Source organism: Embleya sp. NPDC050154, assembly GCF_044460165.1.
GTDB lineage: Bacteria > Actinomycetota > Actinomycetes > Streptomycetales > Streptomycetaceae > Embleya.
Genome location: NZ_JBITJP010000051.1, coordinates 12,814 through 33,998 on the forward strand (window position 1 = coordinate 12,814; position 21,185 = coordinate 33,998).

General features: G+C 67.9%; 13 protein-coding genes. 7 read left to right on the plus strand and 6 right to left on the minus strand.

Annotation, left to right across the window (positions count from 1 at the left end):
• The first annotated feature begins 188 nt into the window (after window positions 1-188).
• Window positions 189-1,304 (plus strand): DUF1963 domain-containing protein, encoded by a 1,116-nt coding sequence (locus ACIBSV_RS49575; protein ID WP_395874423.1) that lies wholly within the window; start codon window positions 189-191, stop codon window positions 1,302-1,304.
• A 487-nt stretch (window positions 1,305-1,791) separates the two neighbouring features.
• On the opposite strand, the gene ACIBSV_RS49580 is transcribed toward ACIBSV_RS49575, so the two are convergent.
• Together ACIBSV_RS49580 and ACIBSV_RS49585 are read right to left on the minus strand one after the other, a co-directional pair.
• A complete protein-coding gene (locus tag ACIBSV_RS49580) occupies window positions 1,792-1,956 on the minus strand; it encodes a hypothetical protein (protein ID WP_395874425.1) in 165 nt (54 codons plus the stop codon).
• 6 nt (window positions 1,957-1,962) lie between these two features.
• Window positions 1,963-2,571, minus strand: coding sequence for a hypothetical protein (locus tag ACIBSV_RS49585; RefSeq protein WP_395874427.1), 609 nt, complete (start codon window positions 2,569-2,571; stop codon window positions 1,963-1,965).
• 281 nt (window positions 2,572-2,852) lie between these two features.
• Here ACIBSV_RS49585 and ACIBSV_RS49590 point away from each other — a divergent pair, with 281 nt between their 5' ends.
• On the plus strand, window positions 2,853-3,122 hold the full coding sequence (locus ACIBSV_RS49590) for a hypothetical protein (RefSeq protein ID WP_395874429.1): 270 nt from the start codon (window positions 2,853-2,855) through the stop codon (window positions 3,120-3,122).
• Window positions 3,123-3,253: 131 nt separating this feature from the next.
• Window positions 3,254-3,454: a tetratricopeptide repeat protein gene (locus tag ACIBSV_RS49595; RefSeq protein ID WP_395874431.1), complete on the plus strand. Its 201-nt coding sequence runs from the start codon at window positions 3,254-3,256 to the stop codon at window positions 3,452-3,454.
• Between the two features lie 31 nt (window positions 3,455-3,485).
• On the opposite strand, the gene ACIBSV_RS49600 is transcribed toward ACIBSV_RS49595, so the two are convergent.
• Complete coding sequence (locus ACIBSV_RS49600) at window positions 3,486-3,878, minus strand: helix-turn-helix domain-containing protein (RefSeq protein ID WP_395874433.1); 393 nt, start codon at window positions 3,876-3,878, stop codon at window positions 3,486-3,488.
• Window positions 3,875-4,399: a replication/maintenance protein RepL gene (locus tag ACIBSV_RS49605; protein WP_395874435.1), complete on the minus strand. Its 525-nt coding sequence runs from the start codon at window positions 4,397-4,399 to the stop codon at window positions 3,875-3,877. The genes ACIBSV_RS49600 and ACIBSV_RS49605 overlap by 4 nt, the downstream gene beginning before the upstream one ends.
• A gap of 1,470 nt (window positions 4,400-5,869) precedes the next feature.
• Here ACIBSV_RS49605 and ACIBSV_RS49610 point away from each other — a divergent pair.
• The 3 genes from ACIBSV_RS49610 to ACIBSV_RS49620 all read left to right on the plus strand — a co-directional run bounded on the left by ACIBSV_RS49610 (window position 5,870) and on the right by ACIBSV_RS49620 (window position 8,909).
• On the plus strand, window positions 5,870-7,168 hold the full coding sequence (locus ACIBSV_RS49610) for a hypothetical protein (protein WP_395874437.1): 1,299 nt from the start codon (window positions 5,870-5,872) through the stop codon (window positions 7,166-7,168).
• A 62-nt stretch (window positions 7,169-7,230) separates the two neighbouring features.
• Window positions 7,231-8,379, plus strand: a complete 1,149-nt coding sequence (locus ACIBSV_RS49615) for a NucA/NucB deoxyribonuclease domain-containing protein (protein ID WP_395874439.1) — start codon at window positions 7,231-7,233, stop codon at window positions 8,377-8,379.
• Between the two features lie 278 nt (window positions 8,380-8,657).
• A complete protein-coding gene (locus tag ACIBSV_RS49620) occupies window positions 8,658-8,909 on the plus strand; it encodes a hypothetical protein (protein ID WP_395874441.1) in 252 nt (83 codons plus the stop codon).
• A gap of 383 nt (window positions 8,910-9,292) precedes the next feature.
• Here ACIBSV_RS49620 and ACIBSV_RS49625 read toward each other — a convergent pair whose 3' ends face one another.
• Both ACIBSV_RS49625 and ACIBSV_RS49630 read right to left on the minus strand, forming a co-directional pair.
• The gene (locus ACIBSV_RS49625) at window positions 9,293-10,258 is read right to left on the minus strand and encodes a hypothetical protein (RefSeq protein WP_395874443.1); all 966 of its coding nucleotides are present in this window, start codon (window positions 10,256-10,258) and stop codon (window positions 9,293-9,295) included.
• 627 nt (window positions 10,259-10,885) lie between these two features.
• Window positions 10,886-17,380: an RHS repeat-associated core domain-containing protein gene (locus ACIBSV_RS49630; protein ID WP_395874445.1), complete on the minus strand. Its 6,495-nt coding sequence runs from the start codon at window positions 17,378-17,380 to the stop codon at window positions 10,886-10,888.
• A gap of 460 nt (window positions 17,381-17,840) precedes the next feature.
• Between ACIBSV_RS49630 and ACIBSV_RS49635 the strand changes: the two genes are divergently transcribed.
• Window positions 17,841-21,185 (plus strand): hypothetical protein (locus tag ACIBSV_RS49635; protein WP_395874447.1); only part of this gene is annotated, 3,345 nt, incomplete at its 3' end.

Here is a 21,185-nt window from a genome sequence, read left to right on the forward strand (position 1 = left end):
CGCCTTGGTCGACCTGAAGGCCCTCCGGCCAGTACGCATCGGCGACTGGGCCTGGAGGACCGCATGGTGCCGCCGTCCTGCGTGATGTGATGTCGGCGAACGCAACAGACTGCGCCGGACATGGGGGCACTCGATGCCTGACCACACCTGAGAAGCCTCCTGTCCTCATGGAAGGAAACGAGTTAGCCGTGACACTGGATGATCGGGTACCGGGTCGGAGGGCAACGGACGATGACACGCTCCGGCGTGGCGTCGAGATAATCGGCGGTCCGTTCAAGGGCACGACCGCGACGCTGGACAGCGTCGAGGACGGACACGTCTGGGCGCAGGTGGACCTCTTTGGTCAGTGGACGCGGATGTCGCTGCGTCGTTGTCACGTGGTTCTGCCCCGGGAGTTGCACCGGTTCGGCATGCACACCACCCGGGCGCGGCCGGTCGATCCCGCCGGTCGTCTTCCGGAGTTGCTGCCGATGGCGCGGACGGCGACCCGGCTGCATCCGTGCCCTGGGGTTCCGTCGCCGTCGGACAGTTCGGTGGGTGGACCGTTGTTCTGGCCTGCCGTCGAGCCGTGGCCGACCTGTTCGATACCCCATCACGGCCGGGTCGACGTCGTGAGTGAGCCCCGAGGGCCAGTGCCGCTGGTACCGATCGTCCAGTTGTACGCGCGGGACGTGTCGGAGTTGCCGTACCCGCCCGGGACGGATCTGCTGCAGGTTCTCTGGTGTCCGTTCGATCACCCGGATGAGGATGGGGGCTGCTGGCCGCGGCCGGTGCTGTATTGGCGGAACGAGGCCCGCGTCGGTGCCCGGCCGGTCGCCGGTACGCCGGAGCCGTACGAGGACGTTCCGTTCGGGACGGTGCCGCGGCCGTGTCTCATCGATCCGGAGCGGGTCGTCGAGTACCCGAGCCCCGACGAACCGGAGTACCCGTTCGAGCGTCACAGCCGGATGGAGGCTGCCGAGGCAGCGACCGGTTGGTCGTACTCCCGCCATCTGTCCGTGGCACCGGGGGTCAAGGTCGGTGGTTGGCCGGGTTGGGCCCAGCCGCCACTGTGGCCGGAGTGCGCCTGCGGTCGTCGGATGGAGCATCTGCTCACGGTCTCCAGCCGGGAGTACGACGTGGAAAGCGGCAAGCGCTGGGCACCGATCGAGCATGTCGGCGTCGACATCGATCCGCGAGTCGACTCGATCGGCGGGGGCTTCAGTCCCACCGATCTCTGCATCGGCGACATGGGTGGAATGTATCTTTTCGTCTGTTCGAGTTGTCCGAGCATGCCTTGGGCGTACCGCTTCGACTGCTCCTGAACGACACCATCGCCCGAGAATCCTCGGCAAAAATCCCGCTTGCGGTCCTGAACCGAAACCACCGTTCAAGAACCCGCCTCCCACCTGACGCGCCCGCGCCCGGACCCTCGTCGCCCACCGCGTCGCCGCGGCCGGCTGGCCCGTCAGCCACCGCCCACCGACGACGGCCTCACCCTGGGCATCGCCGGCCCCGACGCCGACACCCGCATCAAAGCCCTGCACAAGGAACTCAAGCGCATCCGAGGAGGCGCTGCAGAAAATCTTCGACCAGTACCCCAACGGCATCGACCGATCAGGACCAAATCGGTAGCCGGCGCCATGGCTTGGCACGTCCCCCACGATGCGACGTGCCGAGCCGTACGTTTCCCCTTCTTCCGGAGGTAGGTGCTTCCGCCTCCGGGTTCTGACCTCTTCTTCCGGAGGTAGGTGCTTCCGCCTCCGGGTTCTGACCTCGGATAGGACCGGGATATCCGAGGCCAGCGGCGAGCTACGGAAGTCGGGTGAACGCTCCGGAGACGAACCACTGCACGAGGATGGCGGCCGCGTGGACGGCGGCGCGGGCCTCTTCGAGGGTTTCCGGGCGGGTGGGGGTCTGCTTGCCGTGGCGAGAGGTCTGGCCGTCCCACAGCAGCTGCATCATTGCCTGCGGCACGGCCATCTAATCCGGCCCGACTGCAACGGTGAACTCGAACTTGTGCGGTACACCCTTGAGTTCGCCGAGCATGGTGCCGAGGGTGGCCGTGGCGTGGTTGGTCTGCACGATGGCGTGGCCGGCAGCCTCGATCGCCTTGATGGACTCACTGAAGGCGCGCACCGGATCGGGGTGCATCCCATAGGCAGCGGCCCAGGCCGTCGCCAAGTGGTCGCCCGCGGACCCGGAAGTCGTCGAAGCGGTCGCGTCGGCGATCGTGGCCAGGACGGCCTCGCGGGCGGTGGGGTCGGTGCGCTCCTCCAGCCCGCAGTTGTCGTCCTTGATGCGGTAGGCGGAGCCGCAGTCGTCCAGCAGGCTGCGCAGTTGCGCCAGTGGGCCTTGCGGATGATCGTCGGTGGGGATGGTGAATCCCCTCGCCAGGACGCCGTGGGCATTCCGGTTGTCCCGGATCCGATCGGCGATCCACGCGCCCTGCACGCCGAAGGTGAGGGACGCGTCCACCGCATACAGCAGGCCGAAGTCCGTCTGGCCGCCCAGCAGAACCTTGGCCACCTCGCGGTGCCCCACCGACATACGCAGGCGTTGGCACACGCGCTGCGCTATCGGCTCGGGCACGAACCGGACGAGCCAGCGTTGCAGGGGACCGAGCAGGTGCTCCGGGACCCCGGGTACAGCGCGTCCTCCGCCTGGGCGTGTCCCAGCCGGACGGACAGCGGCTGCCAACGATGTTGGGCGTGGTCATGCATGCGCACGCTACCCGCAGTACGTCTTGCGGTCCGCGCGTTTTCCCCGCTTCGATCGCGCGCGGACCACGTATCCATCCCGTCGCACCGCCCGGTGCGAACTTGAGTAGACGTACTCATGTGCGGACGCATTCGGCACGGCAGGTTGAACGCATGACAGATCATAGGTGGGCGTATTCGCGGCGCGCCCGAATAGGGCGCGAGTGGTACCTGGTTCCCGCCCTCCTGATGGTCGCGGCCTTCATGTCGTGGCTGGTGGGATTCATGCGCCATGTCGACTCGGAATTCGCCGGGGACCAGTTGAGACCGCAGCCGCACTTCGCACTGGACGGCGGCGACCTCGGTGTGATCGGCCTCGTCTTCATGGCGACCGCAGTCGTACTGAGCGCAGGCATCGCCTTCATGCGGAGGGACACCGACTGACTGACGACACGCGCCGACAACCGTCGGGCTTCCTCATCCTGATCTCACATCTCGCCTCGCAAGGGTTCGCCACCGCATGCCGAGTCGGGTCAGGAGTCGTTCGCGTTCCTCGGTCAACCCTCGAAGAGCAAATGCGGGTACTGGGCGTCGACTATCCGAACACGCTGGGCTCCCGCAACAATCTCGCGGGCGCCTACGAGTCGGCGGGGGACCTGGGGCGCGCGATTCCGCTGCACGAACGCATCCTCGAAGTCGCCGAGCGGGTGCTGGGCGCCGGTCATCCGTTGATTGCGGTGGTGCGGGCGAACCTGGAATGGGCGCGGTCCACGTAGCGATTGCGATGCCGGCCGGCGGCATCCCGATTCAACTGACCGCGGACAGCGGTGGAGCGTGACCCACCCTCGGTGGGGGTTGTACGTACAAGGGCACGGTGATGTCGGGGATGTCGTCGCGGCGGACGGCCTCGATCGCGGCGTGCTCGTAGTCCTCGCTGGACGCGTAGCCCGCGATCAACGGGTGCAGGCGCTTGGCTCCGCGAGCGCCGATGACGAGGTTGCGTTCGCGCAGGGTCCGCATGCTGCGGGAGACGGTGACCTGGCTGATTCCGAGCGCTGCGGCCATGTCGACCTGGCTCTCGAGGATCGACCCTCCGGGCTGCTGGACGGACTGGAGGCGGGCGAGGACGCGCATGGCCGCCGGGGGGAGGTCGAGGTCGGGCAGTATCGACCACAGCGCTGTCGACGAGTACAGCATCACGTCGTCCCCTTCTTCCTGCTCCTCGGTGCCGGCATCTCCGGGACGCAGACCTCGTCCGGGAACCCCGACGCCAACGCCAGCGCCCGCGCGTCCGCCAATGTGGCCCTCTGCGCGTTCCCGTTGCCCATGTAGGCGAGCAACGGATTCACCTGGTATACCCCGCGCTTCACCTTCCGCACCCAGTTCAGCATGCTCAGGCCGGTGAGCTCGGTCGACACGGTCGACCGCGGGATGCCCAACGCGTCGGCGATCGCCTGCTGGTTCATCCCGACCAGCGACTTCTGCTGCCGTCCGATCATGTACAGCATGATCGCGCACTGCCTCGGCGAGACGACCCTCGCGGCCACGGATTTCGCCAGGACGTTCGCGAGGTAGTCGTTGCTGACCAACGAGAAGCCCTCGTCGCCCAGCATGTGGTGCGGGGACCGGTAGTGCAGGTCGACCGAGACCCGGTCCACCGAGCGGGGAACCCGGGGGGCCTTCGTGACGATCGCCTCGGTGATCGCCTGACCCAGGCTCACCCGCCGCGGCGGCTGACCGGGGCCCGGCGACGGGGACGGATCCGTCCGCGACGGCGATACGGGGATCGGGCGTGCAGGCTCGGTCACTCGGGTCCTCCCAGGGATCTCACCCCGGCGACGATAGCGATCTTTACCCCCGTGGTTATGGAACTTGCCCCCCGCTGTTAAGTCGTGTCGCGATGTGTCGACCCAGGGCCGACACATCTCCGACTGATGTGTCGCACGCGGCCGGCGCCGGCCGGCCCGTCACCGTCCACCGCCGGCGAGTGATGGGCGGCCGTCCGTGCCGCAAGTCGGCACAGCAATCGGGGAGTTAACCATGGGGGTTAAGTCAAGCGGAGATATGTAAGCCCAGCACGACACATCCATCAGAGATATGTCGTAGCTGTCACGACATACCGTTTCGCAAAGCAGCAGGTCAGACCCCGAATTGGCCGGTTCGCCTCTCAAAGAACCCGACCCGGGCGCGACGTAACGTCCGCGTTCCGCCGACGACCCACGTTCGCCGAAACGACAACGACGCCGTCGACTGGACCGGCTCGCCGTCCTCGGCGACCGTGCCGTCCATGCTCACCAGCGCCTGCGGCGGCCGCTGTTCCGTATCGCCTGCCGGCGCCATGGCACGCGGGGCGCGCCATCGGGGGGCGTTCCGCCGCCCCCCGATCCCCCCAGGCGGTTCGTGCCGTCCCGCAGGGCCCCCGTTCACGCCCGGGTCGTGCGCCGCCGGTCGAGGCTCGCGCTTCACGTGCCTACGTTCGATCGGGCAGGCAACGGGTCTGGTTCGAACGGCGAAACTTGCGGACACCCAGAAGGACCTTGCGTCCAGCCGCAAGTTCTCCGACGGAATGTCGTGTCCTGCGCTCGACATTTCCATGTGCCAAGGTCCGGCGGCCCCGACACGATCGAGCCCCATGGCGGTGACACCCACACCCTGCGCGAATCGAGGTGGGAATGCGGTCGGGTGGTCGGCGCGGTGCGTTTCGCCCATGTGCGGGACGACGCCTGACCGCGCTTGCATCCCTGTGGTGGAGATCCGCGTGTGCCGAGTAGGTGGGCCGGGGGGTCAGAAGCCGTTGCTGTATCGAACGTGGCGTCGATTTATAGGACTTGGCTTCTCGTTGGGGCGATCTCGGCGTTGGCTGCGCATGTGGCGAGTTCACGCCATCGAGGACCGTGTCGGTACCCGCGTCGGGCACGGTGGGATCCGGAGAAGGTGATCGATCGTGGCTGAGGCCGGCTCCGTGTCGTGCTCGTGGTCTTCGAGGAAGGGTCCTCTCGTCGGTGCCCGTGGCCGTGTTCGGGCGGATCAAGGAGGTCCATTCGCGGCGACCGTTCGGATGATTTCGGGTGTGGACCGTCCCATTATTCCGACCGGTTGGGTGATTCTGGGCTCGGTGGTCCCGGTGTGAGGGCAGACCGCTCGACGAGGAAAGGGGAAGCAGGGTGGCATCGGATCGGGGCAGGCGCCGGATGGCTCTGACGGCCGCGGCCGCGGTTGTGGTGACGGCGTCGCTGCCGCTCCTGCCGGGCGGCCCGGCGCAGGCGCAACCGCCCGCGCCCACGCGAGTGTCGGCGTTGTCGGTGTGTGCGGACGAGCCGCGGGACGCGGTGGCGCAGGTGTGTGCGGATCCGGCGGAGAACATGTACGGCGTCTTCCTGACGTTCGTGCACCGCCCGGTGGCGTACGGTGCGGGTTCGGATCCGGCGGGGGAGGCGTACAACAGCACCCGGATGTTCACCGGGGACGATCTCGGTCGCTCGTTCGAGATGGGCCTGCGTGCCCGCAACGACCCGGGCGGGACGCGGTATCAGCCGTTCTGGGCCAATCACGGCGAGAGCTACGAGTTCCACGCGATCGGCCCCGAGAGGGACGTCGCGGACAACCGCTTCCACAGCTGGATGGCCGTCCCCGCGTGCTCCGGCTGTGCCGCCTGGCGCGTGCATTACGACTTCAACCCGGTGGGGGAGACCTCCGGGCAGGGCGCGCCGTTCGTCCGGCACACCGTCACCGGCTGGGACCTGCCCGCCGAATACGCGCAGAGTTCGTTTTCGCAGACGCAGGACCGGATCCGCTACCTCAACGGCAACGGCCAGTTCCTGCGCCACCCCACCACGCACCTGAGCGTCCGCGCCCCGGCCGGGAACTGCGAACCCGGCGCCGACCCCGCCTACTGCTTCCGCTTCACCACCGCACTGAACACCACCGCCGACCACCTCGTCTCCTGGGACGTGGCCAAGGACGTCGTCACCCCCACCCCACGCACCACCACCCGCAGCACCAACCCCACACCACCCGAGGCCGGTTCGCCCGCGCCCACCGTCGCGACGCTCAACGGAGTCGACCAACACGCCCTGCACACCTGCGCGAACACCGAACCCGACACCTGCCTCGACCACGTCCCCGGCCTACGCGCCTGCATCGACACCGGCCTGCCCTGCAACGCCACCCCCGAACCCGCGACCGACCAGGCCACCCGAACCCACGACGCGATCGACACCCAGGACCAGGCCCTGGCCACCGCCGCCCGACTGCGCCCGGGCACCGACCCCGACACCCACGCCCACGCCCACGCCGCGACCCTCCCACCCGGCACGGCCCAGGGCCAGGACACGGTGGGGCAGCGCCCCGTGTGGGTGGTGACCTCGAACACCGGCCGCATGCGTGCCTTCACCGGTGATCGGCGCGAACACACCGGCTACCGCCTCATCTTCGACGCCTGCACCGGCGCCCTCGTCCACGCCTGCCTCGGCCCCACCTGCACCCCATGACCCCCACCGCACCCACTACTCCCCGCCCCCGCGTCCACGACCGCGACTTCCGGAGGTCACGCGTGACACCACCCCGCCCGCGGCCGCGCCGCCGCCGTGCGCTGCGCCGCGTCCTGGTCCCGGTGGTCGCGGCCCTGCTCACCCTCGCCGCGGCCCCCGCCGACACCACCCCCACCGGTTCGGCCGGGATGGGGCCGGCGGCGCGGGCGGCCCTGGCGGCGGACCTGCGCCAGGAGTGCGCCCGGCACCCCGCCGAGGCGGCGTCGCCGACGGGGTGGGTGAGGAGCCGGTTCGAGGTGTGTGTGCATCGGCGGCGGGAGGTGGTGTTGGTGACGAAGGACCGGCCGCCGAAGCGGCTGGGCACGATGTGGTTCGACGAGTGGCAACTCGGCTTCGCCTACGACGGCGACCGCCGCGTCGACTTCGTCTCCAGCCTGGAGAACATCGAGGCCTCGACCGTGCCCGGGCAGGACGCCCGCACGTGGCCGATCCGCGTCACCTACAGCGCCACCGTCTCCGACGGCGGCGGCGCCGACATCGTCCGCCCCACAGGCCAGGACCGCACCGATCTGTGGGGTGCGTGGGACGCCCGCCCCCAGACCGTCCTGACCTACACCTCGCCCGACGGCGCGGTCACCACACCCTTCAAGAAACTGTTCGCCACGATGCTGGTGCGGTTCGAGGTCACCGGTCCGCCCGGCGCGGATCCCTACGTCGACGAACGCAGCGCCGTCCTCCGGGTGCGGTTCGACTCCGCCGGACGCGTCGCGGGCAAGACCCGCGGCACCGTCTTCCCCGACCACAAACCCACGTTCGCCGTCGGCCTGGGCAACCCGGACGAGGACGAGAGCGCCCGCCACATCGACGACGCCCTGCGCCACCCGGTCAAGACGTTCCCCCCGACCGTCGGCAAGAACGTCCCCGCCGAACTCCACCGCCTGATCGACCCCGCCCTCCAGGAACAGAACCGCGCGGCCGCGGGCAAGGTGTGCACCGAGGTCTGGGGCGACTGGGCCGGGCAGCGCCTGGACTGCGACGAGTACCCGTTCGCCGCGACCAAGGAGGGCGCCTCGCTCAGCGGCGGGCACTTCTCCGCCCGCCTGATCGACCGCGACGACAACCAACGCGTGGGCAGCCGGTTGGGCAGCACCTTCTACGGCGAACACCGCATGCTCGACGGCGATGCCTTCCTCGTCACCGTCATCCCCTGACGGGAGCTGAACCGTGCGCGAAGCCCCGGTCCTTGCAAGGACTGTGCTTGCACGGTCGAGCTTCGTTCCGCTGGCCGGGTTCCTTGCTCGCGAACGACGAGATGTTCGGTGGACGTCGGCGCGTTCCGGCGCTCAATTGCGCATTGACGTTCGAAAAGGGCGTGAAGGCTGAGTCCGTCGTGGACGAGCCGATCTCGGCAAAACCAGAAACCGCAGCCCTGAAAGGTGTTTTTGGGAGCTACTGGTTGCGTTGAGGCGGGCAGCGCGAAGGCGGCTTGATGAAATACACGGTGAACGATTTTCAGTTGGCCCTGTTGAAGCGCGCCGCCGAGGCGAGCGAAACCTTCGTGTTGATGCCGAACGAGTCGAACGTGGTGTGGGCGCTGGAGGAGCGTGCGCTGGTGAAGAGCGGCCACGCGTTTCGTAGCAAGGCCGCTATCGTCACGCCGGACGGTCGGTACTTCCTCGAGCACGGCAAACATCCGAAGGAGGTCGAGGCCGACAGGTGGCGCTGCTGCGCCAAGTCCTGACCGAGCAGATGATCGAGGAAGATCATTACCCTCGGATCGGCATGTCTCTCGCGGCCAACAGCTCCGTATCTACCGATGTCAGAGCTCGCCTGGCGACGTACCTGGAGTCCGCGGTCCGGGATCGCCGAGAGTGTCGCGGACGATCCGCTGCTGTTGGCCCGTTTCGCTGCGGATTCGGATCCGGATCCGGATCCGGGTGCGCGGTCGTTGACGACCGGCGCGACGCCCCGGAGCGGGTGCGTCGGGCCCTGCTGACGGATCCCGATTCCGACGTCCGCAGGGCCGTGTGAAGTAGGACCCGCTGGCGGATCTGCGGCCCGCCCTCCTCGCCGACCCCGCGACCCGCGCCGCCTCCTTTGGTCATGCGGCCTCGTCACCGGAAATTACAGCAGACGTTCCAGACAACGCGACAACCCGCTGTTTCTGCTGTCGATCATGTGCATCCACGGAATGGGCCTTATCACGCGGTCGAGCTCGTCCGTGACCGTCACCCCGAGCATCACCCGCAGTTCGTCGGGTACCGGGTCGTCCACCAGGCACAGCCAACTTAGTGCGGCGCTCACCCGCACCTCACCCGCCCGTTCCGAGTCCTGCCAGCATTCCCGGATCCAATCGACAACGCCCTCCACCGGATGCTCCCGGGCCAGTTGGGCGACCGCTAGCACCAGACACGCCCGCACCCGCGCGATCTCCTCGACGCGCAGGCGTTCGTGCAAAGCCGCACGAATGGCACCGATCTCGCCGGAGCCGGCGGCGAGGACGTAGGCCGCCAGGCAGCGCACCTCTGGATCCGGGTCGTCGAGCAACGCCGTGATGATCCCCGCGTCCGCGGTGATCGCATCGCGCGCCGCGCCGATCGACCAGTTCTGCAGATACCCCGCAGCGTCGAACGCCCACTCGTCGTCCGCATAGCCGACCAAGAGCAGGTTCCCGCGCCCGAATCCGTGATTGTGCACACGGCGGGCCACCCCAGCGACCAACCACAACACTTCCGACCGGTGATGCGTCGACGGATCGGCGGCAACACGCACCAGGAACGGCACCGCCAGCGCCCCTGGCGCGGACGGCTGCCCCGCATGGCACACGATATCCCTGAGGTCGCGGACCACCGAAAGCACGGTCGGGGCATCCGCCGACAGAAGCCGCCTCAACTCCTCGGCGACCTCCTCACCCGGCCCGAACACGTGCGGAAACCGCGACCAGGGCACGCGATCGAACTCGAAACCGTCCCAAACTTCCGATGGCAACCCGGCCATCACCGCCCGTACATCGAGGTCCGTCCCTTCGAACTGCTCAGGATTGTCCTCCGCAATGAGTTGCCAGCCCTGCCCCGAACTCTCCACACCCATCAGTCCTCCATCTCCCACTCTTGCTACACAAACCTCAAGACGTTCACAGCGCCGCAGAACAAATCGGTTGTCATCAGAGAGCTCATAACCAAGGCTCTGAGAATTGTTTCACAACCGCCTGAACGTATACGTCGCTGCCGCACGTTCAGCACATCAGTATGCAGCATCGCCCCAGACGCAGAGGGATATGTGACCAATCGGGGCAGAACCATCCCCTGCCGACACACGCTGCCCGGGGCCACAATTGCCCCCACCGAACCGCTCAAGCGGCAAACCCCGAAGCGGATTGGCTGCCAACGGCACTTTGCCTCACCAAAAGTTCGGCTCCGCCCGCGTCTTGTGAGACCGCACACTAGAAAATTGCGACCGGTGATCCAAACACGATCTAAACGACCTTCGTCCGTCGCGGGTTCGCATCTGTGCGCTTTCGTATTCTTCTGATGCACGCGAGGGTGTCACTCCGGAACGAGGGCTCTCTGTTCTGCACGCCACGAGCCCCATCCGTCCTGCTCCCCAACATCTCATCATCGGCAGATCTCGTCATGCCAACTACGACCTCGTCACTACACATCCAGTCAGATAGACCTGCGCGGTCGACTCCCCAGGCTCGTCATGGCGAGGGCGCACTCACCGCCAGCCCGGAGTCGGTGCAGTTCCGCGCAAGGTTCTTGATTGGAACTGTCCCAACCCATCCCTATACCACACCGTCATGCTTTGATTCCAGGGTAGGATCGCCCGCACTGCGAAATCACAGAACCCACATACCCCTCTTTTATTATTAATGATCAAATTTGCATGTATTTGTCCACTTTGTCGCATCCTCCAAGCGAGTAGCGTTTCCGTATGCTCCGAGGCCACGTGATTCTCCTGCAGGCGATGGCGCGGCTGCATGCCAGGGACGTCATCAAGGTATGCCGTAATTTCGTCCGATTCCGGCTTGTGCCCGCTGGCGAATACTTCACCAATCCTATTTCCTCCAAGATCAACTTCTTGACCCGAAGTAACTTTCTCGTCTTTGAGACTGTCAGCTACTTCAAGGTAACGTTTACGGGCTTCGGGGGTGAGGTTCTGACAATCCGCGTAGACGCAGACGAGCTCAGACACAATGAACCAACCGAATTTCGTGTTGTCCTCGCCCCGGAACTTCCTCTTGATCCCATCCCAAGTGAAGTCCGTCTGCGAGCAGATGATCCATTGTTCATTCCGGCACTTGTCCCACGTGCTCAGGATTTCATCCGCGGCCCACTCCGCTTTGCCGGCGACTTGGTAGGCGGCGATCACTCCTAGAACGGCTGCTTCGCCAACCGATACGACAGGGTCGTCGCCCCGCTTTCGTCCGCCACTTTTATATGAAACGGTCGTGACGGGGTTACTGCCCTTTTCCTTGACGGTTTCCGCGGCCTGGTGCTGCGCTTTTTTCTGCTTCTTGTCCTCGCCGCCGGCCGCTCCTATGGCCTGACCTATGCCGAAAATGGCCTGGCCTATGCCGAATAGCCCTGAGGGATCACTTACCGTCGCCGGGTTGTTTCCGGCGTAGGTGTAGCCGTGCATTTGTTGGTTGTCGGTGAGGTCCATCAGGGGGTCGACGCTGATGAAGCGGCCGAGGCTGGGGTCGTATTCGCGGGCGCCGACGTGGGTGAGGCCGGTGGTGTCCATGGGCTTGCCGAGGAAGCCCTTGTCGTCGGGCCATTGGCCGTTGGACTGGGTGGGTTGGGGGCCCCGGGGTTCACCGAAGGGCTTGGACTGGCGGCGGGTTGCGGTCAGGTCGGCGGCATCGAGGATGGCGGTGGGAGTGCCGTGGTGGTCGGCGGCCATGTAGGCGAGGCCGCCGGTGCCGGAGCGGATGACGGAGGTGCCGCCGGCGGTGGGGTAGTAGCGGGTGCCGACGACGGGGCCGGTGCCGTAGGTGTTGGTGGTGAGTTCGTCGGTGCCGAGGTAGAGGGTGGTCTTGCCGTTCTCGCGGCGGATGATGCGGTTGCCGTCGGCGTCGTGGACGTATTCGCTGGTGCCGGTCGCGGAGTCGACCTTCGCGAGTTTGTCCTCTTCGTTCCAGGTGAGGGTCTGGGGGTTGGCGTCGGCGCCGGGGCGGGATTTGGTGTTGCCGGCCTGGTCGTAGGTCAGGGTCGTGGTGATCGGGGCTGCGGTGCCGGTCTTGACGGTGACGGTGTCCAGGCGGTGGGTGCGGTTGCCGGGCTGGGCGCCGGGGCGGTAGCCGTATTCGGTGGTGACGTTCTTGGTGGGGTCGTCGGTGGGGTCGTGGTCGACGAGTTTGGTGCGGTTGCCGACGATGTCGTAGTCGAAGGTCTGCCAGTAGGGGTCCGGGCCGCCGACGGTGTTCGTGGTCGGGGTTTGGGTTGTGCAGCCGCCGATGCCGGGGACGTTGGGGGCGGGGAGGGTGGTGGTGCCGGCGGTGTCGGTCCAGGCCTGCTTGAGGCGGCGGTGGCCGTCGTAGGCGAAGCACTGGGTGTCGGTTGAACCGCTGTCGCGGACGGTGCTGATGGAGGTGACGTCGCCGCTGGGCTTGTAGGTGTAGGTGGTGGCGTCGACGCTGGTGGTGGTGGCGGTCTGCTTGTCCCAGTTCGTGGACAGCAGGCGGCCGGTGGCAGGGTCGTAGGCGCTGGTGAACGCGGCCTGGAGGGGGGCGTCGCCGAGGGTGGCGCGGATGTTGCGGCCGAAGACGTCGTAGAGGCCGCGGTTGAGGTAGGCCCGTTCGCCGCCGAGTTTGGTCCGCAGTCCCAGGGTGGTGTAGGTGCTGCTCAGGGTCTCGGCGGGGAGCCCGCCGTGGGCGGGGACGTCGGTCTTGACTGGCAGGCCCAGAACCGGTTCGTACGTGGTGGCGGTGGTGTAGGTGCCGGCGAGTTTGCCCTCGGCCGCGGGGATGGTGGTGCGGGTGCCGGTGGGGCGGTAGGTGCCGGGTTCGAACCCGGTGATCTCGCTGGTGTACTTCGCGCCGGCCTTGCCGCCGACGTAGCGGGAGGAGCCGTCCGCCTGGCCCTTGGCGTAGCGGTCGTAGGTCCACTCGGAGAGGAGGTTGGCGTCGGCGACCGTGTCCTTGTAGGAGGCGGTCTTGCGGCCGAGCGCGTCGTAGGTGTAAGCGAGGGTCTGGCCGCGAGCGTCGGTGGTGCCGGTGATGCGCCCGACGAGGTCGTAGCGGGTGTCGGAGGGGCCCTTGTCCGGGTCCTCGACGTGCGTCTTGCGGCCGAGGAAGTCGTAGGTGTAGGTCCAGGTGTTGCCGCCGGCGTCGGTGACCTTCTGCAGTTCCTCGCGGGGGCTGTACTCGTAGGTGATCTTCGAGTAGTCGCTGCCGGTGGGGACTCCGCCGTTGTACTCGCGCAACTCCCGCGCTTTACCGCGGGCGTCCGAGATGGACAGGGTCGCGGTCCCGCCGGGCGGCGGGGTCACCCGCGTCTCGTCGGCGCCGGCGTAGGTGGTGGTGGTGCGCCACTGTTCGACGCCCTTGGAGGAGAAGACTTGGGCGGTGGTGCGGCCCATGCCGTCGTAGACGACCGCGTTCTGGGTGGGGACTTCTTTGTCTTCGCCGACGAAGAGGGTCGTGCCCGGGTTCGAGATGTCGTTGAAGTAGGGCTGGTTGGTCTTGTGGGGGCGGCCGAGACTGTCGTGGAAGGTGTCGGTGATTACCCGACCGAAGCCGTCGTTGGCGGTGCTCGACTGGGTCTGGCGTTCCTGGAGGAAGCTGTTGAGGAGCCGGTGCGAGACCGCGTATTTCTTGTCGGTCTTCAGAGTGCGGGTGGTGACCACCGACGGGCCGGTCTTGCTGGGGGCGTACGCGAACTGCAGGTCCGCGTTGTCCGCCTTGGTGTGACCGGGCTTCCACACGGCGATCAACCGACCGAGGGTGTCGTACTCCTGCTCGGTCGCCAATCCGTTGACGTCGACGGCCTTGACGGGGAGGTTCCGGAGCCCGGCGTAGGTGGTCGAGGCGGTCCAGCCGGTGGGGCCGGTGACGGCCACCGTGGTGGGCAGGGCGCCCGCGCTAGGGGTGTAGGCGGTCGTGGTGGTCTTGTTCTCGGCGTCGGTGGCCTTGGTGACGCGGCCGTAGGCGTCGTACTCCGACTTGGCGGTGGTGACCCAGTTCGGGGTGCCGTCCGCCTTGTAGTCGATGACCGCGTCGTTGGAGGTGACGTCACCGACCGCGCCGATTTCCCCGAAGGGTTTGTTGTCGTAGAGGGTGTGCGACCACGCGTACACGGTGTCCTTGGACGGCGCGGTTGCGCAGTTGCCCACCAGGGACCGGGTTTCGACGGGCTTGCCGATGATCCACGCGGACGTGTTGTGTGCGTAGGTGGTCTTGGTGCAGTACTCGGGCAGGCCGTCGGCCTTGTCCGAGATCGTCTCCGGGAGGCCGTGGACGGGCTCGAACGTGGTGCTCTTGGACGTCTCGCGCCAGGTGGTGCCGTCGGCGAGGAGGCTGCGGTCCCGGGTCTTCTCGGTGGCGGTGCGGCGGGCGGTGAGCGGGGGTAGGCCGCGCACGCGGGCGTGGGTGGCGGTGACCGCCGAGGCGTGCGGCGTGCTCAGCGAGGTTGCGGCCACCGCGCCGCCGTCGCCGGTGAACGTCTTCGTCTCGTAGGCGAATCCGGCGTGGTGGTCTGCGTCGACGATTGATGTACCGGTGGAGTCGGTGAGGGTGACGGCGCGTGTGGTGCCGTCCTTTCTCACGTCGCCGTCCATGCCGCGCAGATAGAACGTCGCGGACTGCGTGACGGCGTCCTTGGGGGCGACGCCCGAGCGGGTGATCACCTGGCCGTAGCCGCGGAACTGGTTCCAGGTCCGGCGGTCCTTGCTCTTGGGTCGGGACGCTTCCTTGTCCTCGGTGAGCTCGGAGTCGTCGCGGTGCCACGCGGCGCCGCCGACGTACTCGTAGCGGGTGGAGCGGTTGGGGGCGGTTGTGGCGATGTCGTGTTCGGTGACCTCGGCGACGGTGTACTTGTGGAACCAGTGCAGGACCGGTTCCGAGTCCTCGTCGTAGTTCCACCACATCGGGTAGCACGCCTTGGTGTTGGCGTCCGGGACGGGCAGCGTGGCGGGGGTGCACTCGGGGGCGTTGTACACGACCGTGGTCTGGCCGCCGGTCTCGTTCGTGATCCCCTTCAGGCGGCGGCGGTTCATCGGCGGGGCCAGGTCACCGCCGGCGTCGACGCGGTTGTGCATGAACTCGCCGACGAAGTCGACCGAGGGCACGTCGATCTTCTTGGTGCCGTCCCAGGCGGTGCGCGTGATCGAGTTCAGCCACAGCGTCGGGGAGGAGCCGTCCTGCGGGTCCGGGTAGTCCTGGTCGAGGGCGTACTCGTCGACCGTCTGGTAGCCGGCTCCGACGAGGGACTGGGTGACGATCCTGGTGAGGCGGCGGGTGGAGAAGAACGACTGGCCGTGCTCCTCGCACGTGCCAGACGTCGCGCACTGCTTGTCGACGGGGACGTCCGGCCACTTGGCGGCGTTGGCTTTGGTCATCTTGGCCGGGTCGCAGTCGAACCCGTCCTTGACCAGGCAGCGCTCGGCGGTGTCGAAGAGGACCTGGGCGGTGGGCGCGGTGGTGTCGGTGGTCTTCGACCCGTAGGTGATCTTCGCGAGGGTGCCGCCGCGGGTGTACTCGGTCAGCGTGCCGGAGCCGACCAGGACCGCGCCCCGGGTGTATCGGTTGGTCTCGGCGTTGTACCAGTAGGTGACCATGCCGCCGCGCGGGTCGACGACGTAGTCGAGGTTCCAGCGCCAGGCCTGCTGGCACCAGGACGCGTCGAACCCGGAGGTCTTGTTGCAGGGTTCGCCCGCGTTGTTGCCGTAGACGGGCGCGGACCAGGTCGAGTTGGTGGCGGTGTCCTGGTTGTTGCCGCCCGGCTTGTGGCCCACGCCGAAGTAGTACTGGACTCCGTCGCCGGTGGTCAGGCGCCAGTACTCGCCGTTGTCGTCGCCGTTGATCGCGCCGGTCAGGGGTTCGATGCGGGAGTCGTCGTCGTCTTCCAGACGCCACTTGGTCTTGTCGGTGTCGTCCTGGATCAGGGTCGAGGACTTGCCGTTCAGGGACAGAGTCAAAGAGTTCTGGTTGGACCAGCACTTCTCGCCGGACTTGTCCTGGCCGTCGCGCGCGCACGACTGGTAGGAGCGCTCCACGAACCCGGGCGAGTATTCCCAGCCCTCGCCGATCCAGGAGGCCTGGTTGTTGGTGGAGGTGGTGCGACCGTCCACGGCGCCCGAGTTGTAGGCCAGATTCACGGTCGGTGCGGTGCCGCCGATCGCGGGCGGGACGCCGATCGGGTACGACCAGTTCATCGCACCGGAGTTGCCGCCCGCCGACCACTGACCGGACGGCGACAGCGAGGTCGCCTTGTAATCGCCCGAGGGGCCGGACGCGTCCGCGGTCGCGGCGAACACCATCGCGCCGCCCGAGGCGGGCGCGTTCGCGGACTTGGCGGTGGTGGGCGAAGCGGCGGTGAGGTCGACGTCGGCGAGGACGCGGTTCTTGACGCGGTCGTTGCGTCCGCCCACCACCGGCGTCTTGACCCGGCAGGCGGGGACGTCCGGGGTGGTGAGCGCGCACTCGGGCATCGACACCAGACGCAGCCGCGAGGACCAGTCCGCGCCGAACGCGTCCCGGAATCCCGCGTAGTCGACACCGACGGTGACCTTGCCGGGGGCGGTGGCCGTGTCCGTGGGGCGGACCGTGATCAGGACGCCGTCGACACCGGCCCGCTCCGCCGCAGCGTGGTCGGCGACGGTGACCTTGACCCGGCCCGGGGAACTAGCCGCGCCGGTTGCGGGGGCGGCGAGGGCGTTCGGGCGCAGGGGACTGGGGGCGCTCGCGGTGGGGGTGGTGATCCAGACGGGGGTGCCGGGGGCGTTGCCGCCGGTGGGGGCGGCCAGCAGGGACGAGCCTCCCCGCGCGACGAAGTTGGACGCGGGAGCGGGGATGGTCTCGGTCTCGGCCGGTTTGGGCCAGGTGGTCGCGGTGGGTTTCCACGATCGGTGGCCGTCACCGGTGAGGGGTCGTGCGTCGGGCTTGGACGCTTCTTTTCCGCCTACGGACGGCGTCTTGGGGAGATCTCGTGGGGACCATCCCTCGGTGTCGGGGCGGGACTCGATCCAGTCGACGGCCTGGGCCGGGCCCACGCTCGCCGTCAGCGCCAGGACCGTCGCCCCCGTTACGAACAGGCGCGCCGAACTTGATCCTCGTGCACGTCGGGACCTCGATCCCCACGACCAACCACGCATGACGAACCCCCACCGAGACAGGACGGATCCCGCCCCCGAGCAGGCGAAAGATCACAGACGGAGCGCACCGTACGCGGCAAGTTCCTTGTGGGTAAAGGGAGTTCCCGTGGGTGAATGTGTGTTTCGTCACTACAACCCAACCGGCCGCTCGGGAGTCCCCGGTAGGTCCAAATCGCCCGTTGGCAGGCATAGTTCGGCAATTCGAAAGCGTCTTCGAGAGACTTGATTCCTTGTCGATATATTGAATGAGTCGACGTGATCTGCGTCACCTGGTGAACGGTTGTAGCCAACCGGTACGTTCCGCGCATCTATGCGCGCCCGCGCCCCGCACCGCCAACTCTCCCGAGGAGTCACCTTCATGGGGCACCCGCCTCCCCGCCCACGCCCGTACGCGCGACGACTGTCGGCCCTCGTGGGCGGGCTCGTCACCTTGTCGATGACGTGTGCCGTCGGCGCCGCCGGCGCCGCGCCCCACCACGCACCCGCCATCGCATCCGCCGCCGGAGTCGGCACCACGGCCGCAGGCAGCGCCGCCGTGGGTGACCCGTCGGCCGACGCGAAGGCCGTAGCCGAGGCGAGGGCGACTGCGCAGGCCGTGCGCACCGGAGTCCCGGTTCCCGTGCCGGAGTTGACGACCGAGACGGACACCGTCACCGCGAAGCCCGACGGCGTCCTGGCGCTCCAACGGACCGTCGAGCCGTCCCGGACGAAGAAGTCCGGAACCTGGCGCGACCTCGACCCGACGCTGGTACGCGCCGCGGACGGGACGTTGCGACCCGCCGCCACCACGACTGACCTGACCCTGGGCGGCGGCGGCACCACGCTGCTGGCGTCGATGACCAACGCCGGGCGCAAGCTCACCTTCACCTGGCCCACGACGCTTCCCACGCCGGTCCTCGCCGGCGACGGCGCGCTCTACCCCGGAGTGTTGCCCGACGTCGACCTCAAGGTCACCGCCCGCGAACAGGGCGGCTTCACCCACACCCTGGTCGTCAAGACCGCCACCGCCGCCAGGAACCCGCAACTCGCCGCGCTCAGGCTCGGGATGGCCACCGACGGCGTCACCGTCACCGAGGCGGGCGACGGGTCGCTGGTCGCCAAGGCCGCCGACGGCAAGGTCGCGTTCACCGCACCCGCGCCCGTGATGTGGGACTCGCGCAGCACACCCAAAACCTCCCCCGCCACCGGAAGTGCGAAGACCGCGTCCGCGCCGGCCGGGACGCAGGATTCGCCCCCTCCGGTCCCCGCGGACGAACTCGTCTCCACCGACACGCGCCCCGGCGTCCACGCCACGACCGCCCCGCTGGAAGCCTTCGTCACCGGCACCTCGCTCACGCTGACACCCGACGCGGGCCTGCTCGCCGCTCCGGACACGGTGTTCCCGGTCTACATCGACCCCGACTGGATACCCATGCTCGACCGGGCGAGCATGTACAACTGGGTCCAGCAGGCCTACCCCGACGTGTCGGGACGCAAGAACACCGCTTGGCTTCCGGGCGCCGGATACCAGTGGTACGACAGCCCGAGAGGACTGGAGCGCTCCTTCTACCGGGTCGACTACAACTGGGAGGGGCGCCTGGACGGCAAGTCCATCAAACGTGTCGTCTTCACCACCACCCAGGTCTACTCCGCCCTGTCCAGCTGCCTGCCCGCGGACGCCCAGCCGGTCTACCTGCACCTGACCAGCGACACCCTGAACGAGAACACCACCTGGCGCACCCAACCCACGGATCAGGGCCTGTGGGGAACCGCCTCGGTCCCCGGCACGAACAAGCCCACCTGCGGTGACCGCAAGGTCGACTTCGACATCACCGCCAACCTCGCCCCCCACCAGAACTGGCAGTTCCTCACCCTCGGCGTCTACGGCAAGGAAACCCCCGAAAACACGTCCAACAACTCCTTCAAGCGCTTCTCCCGCGACGCCGCCGACAACTTCATCTACATCGAGTACAACACCCCGCCCAACCAGCCCACCAACCTGCGCATGACGCCCGCGCCCGTCAACGGAGGAACCTCGGGCAACGACGGCTACATCGGCGCCGTCAACCCCGCAGTGGGCGGCGTCAGCCTCTACGCCACCGTGACCGACCCCGACCACGTCCAGACCCTGGACGCCAACTTCGTCGTCACCGAAGTCGGCAACGGCGACCCCGTCGTCTACACCAGCGGATTCGTCTCCAAGGGCGCAGACGGCCACGAGGCCCGCGTCGACCTCCCCGTCGGGCTGCTCCTCGACGGCCACACCTACAGATGGACCGCCCAGACCGGCGACGGCCACACGAGCTCACTCCCCACCGCCGGCCAGACCTTCACCATCGACGGCACACCGCCGTCGGTACCGACCGTCGACAGCATCGACTACCCGAAGGCCGGCGGCGGCAAGACCGCAGGCGACAAAGGCACCTTCACCTTCACCGCCACCGACAACGCCTCCGGCGTCGACACCATCGAATACGCCCTGAATGCCATCATCCCCGTCGGCGGCGCCGCCCGCGCCACCTGGGACGACATCACCAAGATCTGGAGAACCGACCCCCTGCCCGTCGTCCTGTGGGGCACCAACACCCTCTACGCCCAAACCGTCGACAAGGCCGGCAACCGCTCACAACCCACCATCTACAAGTTCTACGCACCCTCCGATCCCCACGCCAAAACCACCCTCGGCGACATCACCGGCGACGGGCGCATCGACCTGCTCACCGTCGACGACGCCGGCGCCCTACGCATGTACGCCGCCGACACGAACCCCGCAGCAGGCGGCACCATCGCCTCCCGCACCTTCCAAGGCCCGGCCGGTACCGAGGATCAACCCACCTGGGCGGGATCGCTGATCACCCACCGAGGGGGCGCCGGCATCACCTACGACGACCTCTACGCCCACGCGGACGGACAGCTCTACCTTTACCCCACCGCCGGCGCCGGAGCCCACGGCGAGTACTTCACCAGCGAGAACCGCGACGGCGTCACCCGACCCAACGTCTGCGTCGACGCCACCCGCCCGAACGGCACCTGCGCCGCCTACACCTCCGACTGGTCCCGCGTCCGGCAGATCCTCGCCCCCGGCAACGTCGACAACGACCTCAGCGGATCCCGTGCCGCACGCCTGGACCTGCTCACCCTCGAGAACAACGGCGACGGCAGCGCCGGCCTGTGGCTCTTCCACGGCGACACCAGCGGCGGCGCCTTCGACAAGGCCATCCCCCTGGGAACCGCCGACTGGAGGAACCTCGACCTCATCGCCCCCGGCGACGTCACCGGCGACCAGCTCCCCGACCTGTGGGCCCGCGACCGCGCCACCGGACAGCTCTACCAGTACGCGTCGAAGAAGAACGCCGACGGCAGCGTCGACGTCACGGCGTTGGGGAACACCGCCGCGCGCACGCTGATCGGGACCGGGTTCGACGGCGCCGCCTACCCCAGGCTCAACTCCGACGGCGACCTCGACGGCGACGGCAAGGCCGACCTGTGGGGACAGGCCGCGGACGGAAGGCTGTACGTCGCCCTCGGGATCACCCCCGGGGCGGACGGGAACGCGTTCGGGCCGATGCGGCTGATCGCGGACAACCAGACGCCGTGGACCACCTGCGAGAAGTTCCCCTCGGCGGGGAACGCGAACGTCAAGCTCGACCTGTGCGGGCCGATCCTGGCCAAGTACAAGGCCACCGGAGGTCCCACCGGCCCGCTCCGGCTCCCCACCAGCGGA

Excerpts from the sequence above, each read along its gene's own strand:
- ACIBSV_RS49590 (WP_395874429.1), top strand. The coding sequence starts at position 2,853 with ATGACAGATCATAGGTGGGCGTATTCGCGGCGCGCCCGAATAGGGCGC.
- ACIBSV_RS49610 (WP_395874437.1), top strand. The coding sequence starts at position 5,870 with ATGGCTCTGACGGCCGCGGCCGCGGTTGTGGTGACGGCGTCGCTGCCG.
- ACIBSV_RS49595 (WP_395874431.1), top strand. The coding sequence starts at position 3,254 with ATGCGGGTACTGGGCGTCGACTATCCGAACACGCTGGGCTCCCGCAAC.
- ACIBSV_RS49620 (WP_395874441.1), top strand. The coding sequence starts at position 8,658 with ATGAAATACACGGTGAACGATTTTCAGTTGGCCCTGTTGAAGCGCGCC.
- ACIBSV_RS49625 (WP_395874443.1), bottom strand. The coding sequence starts at position 10,258 with ATGGGTGTGGAGAGTTCGGGGCAGGGCTGGCAACTCATTGCGGAGGAC.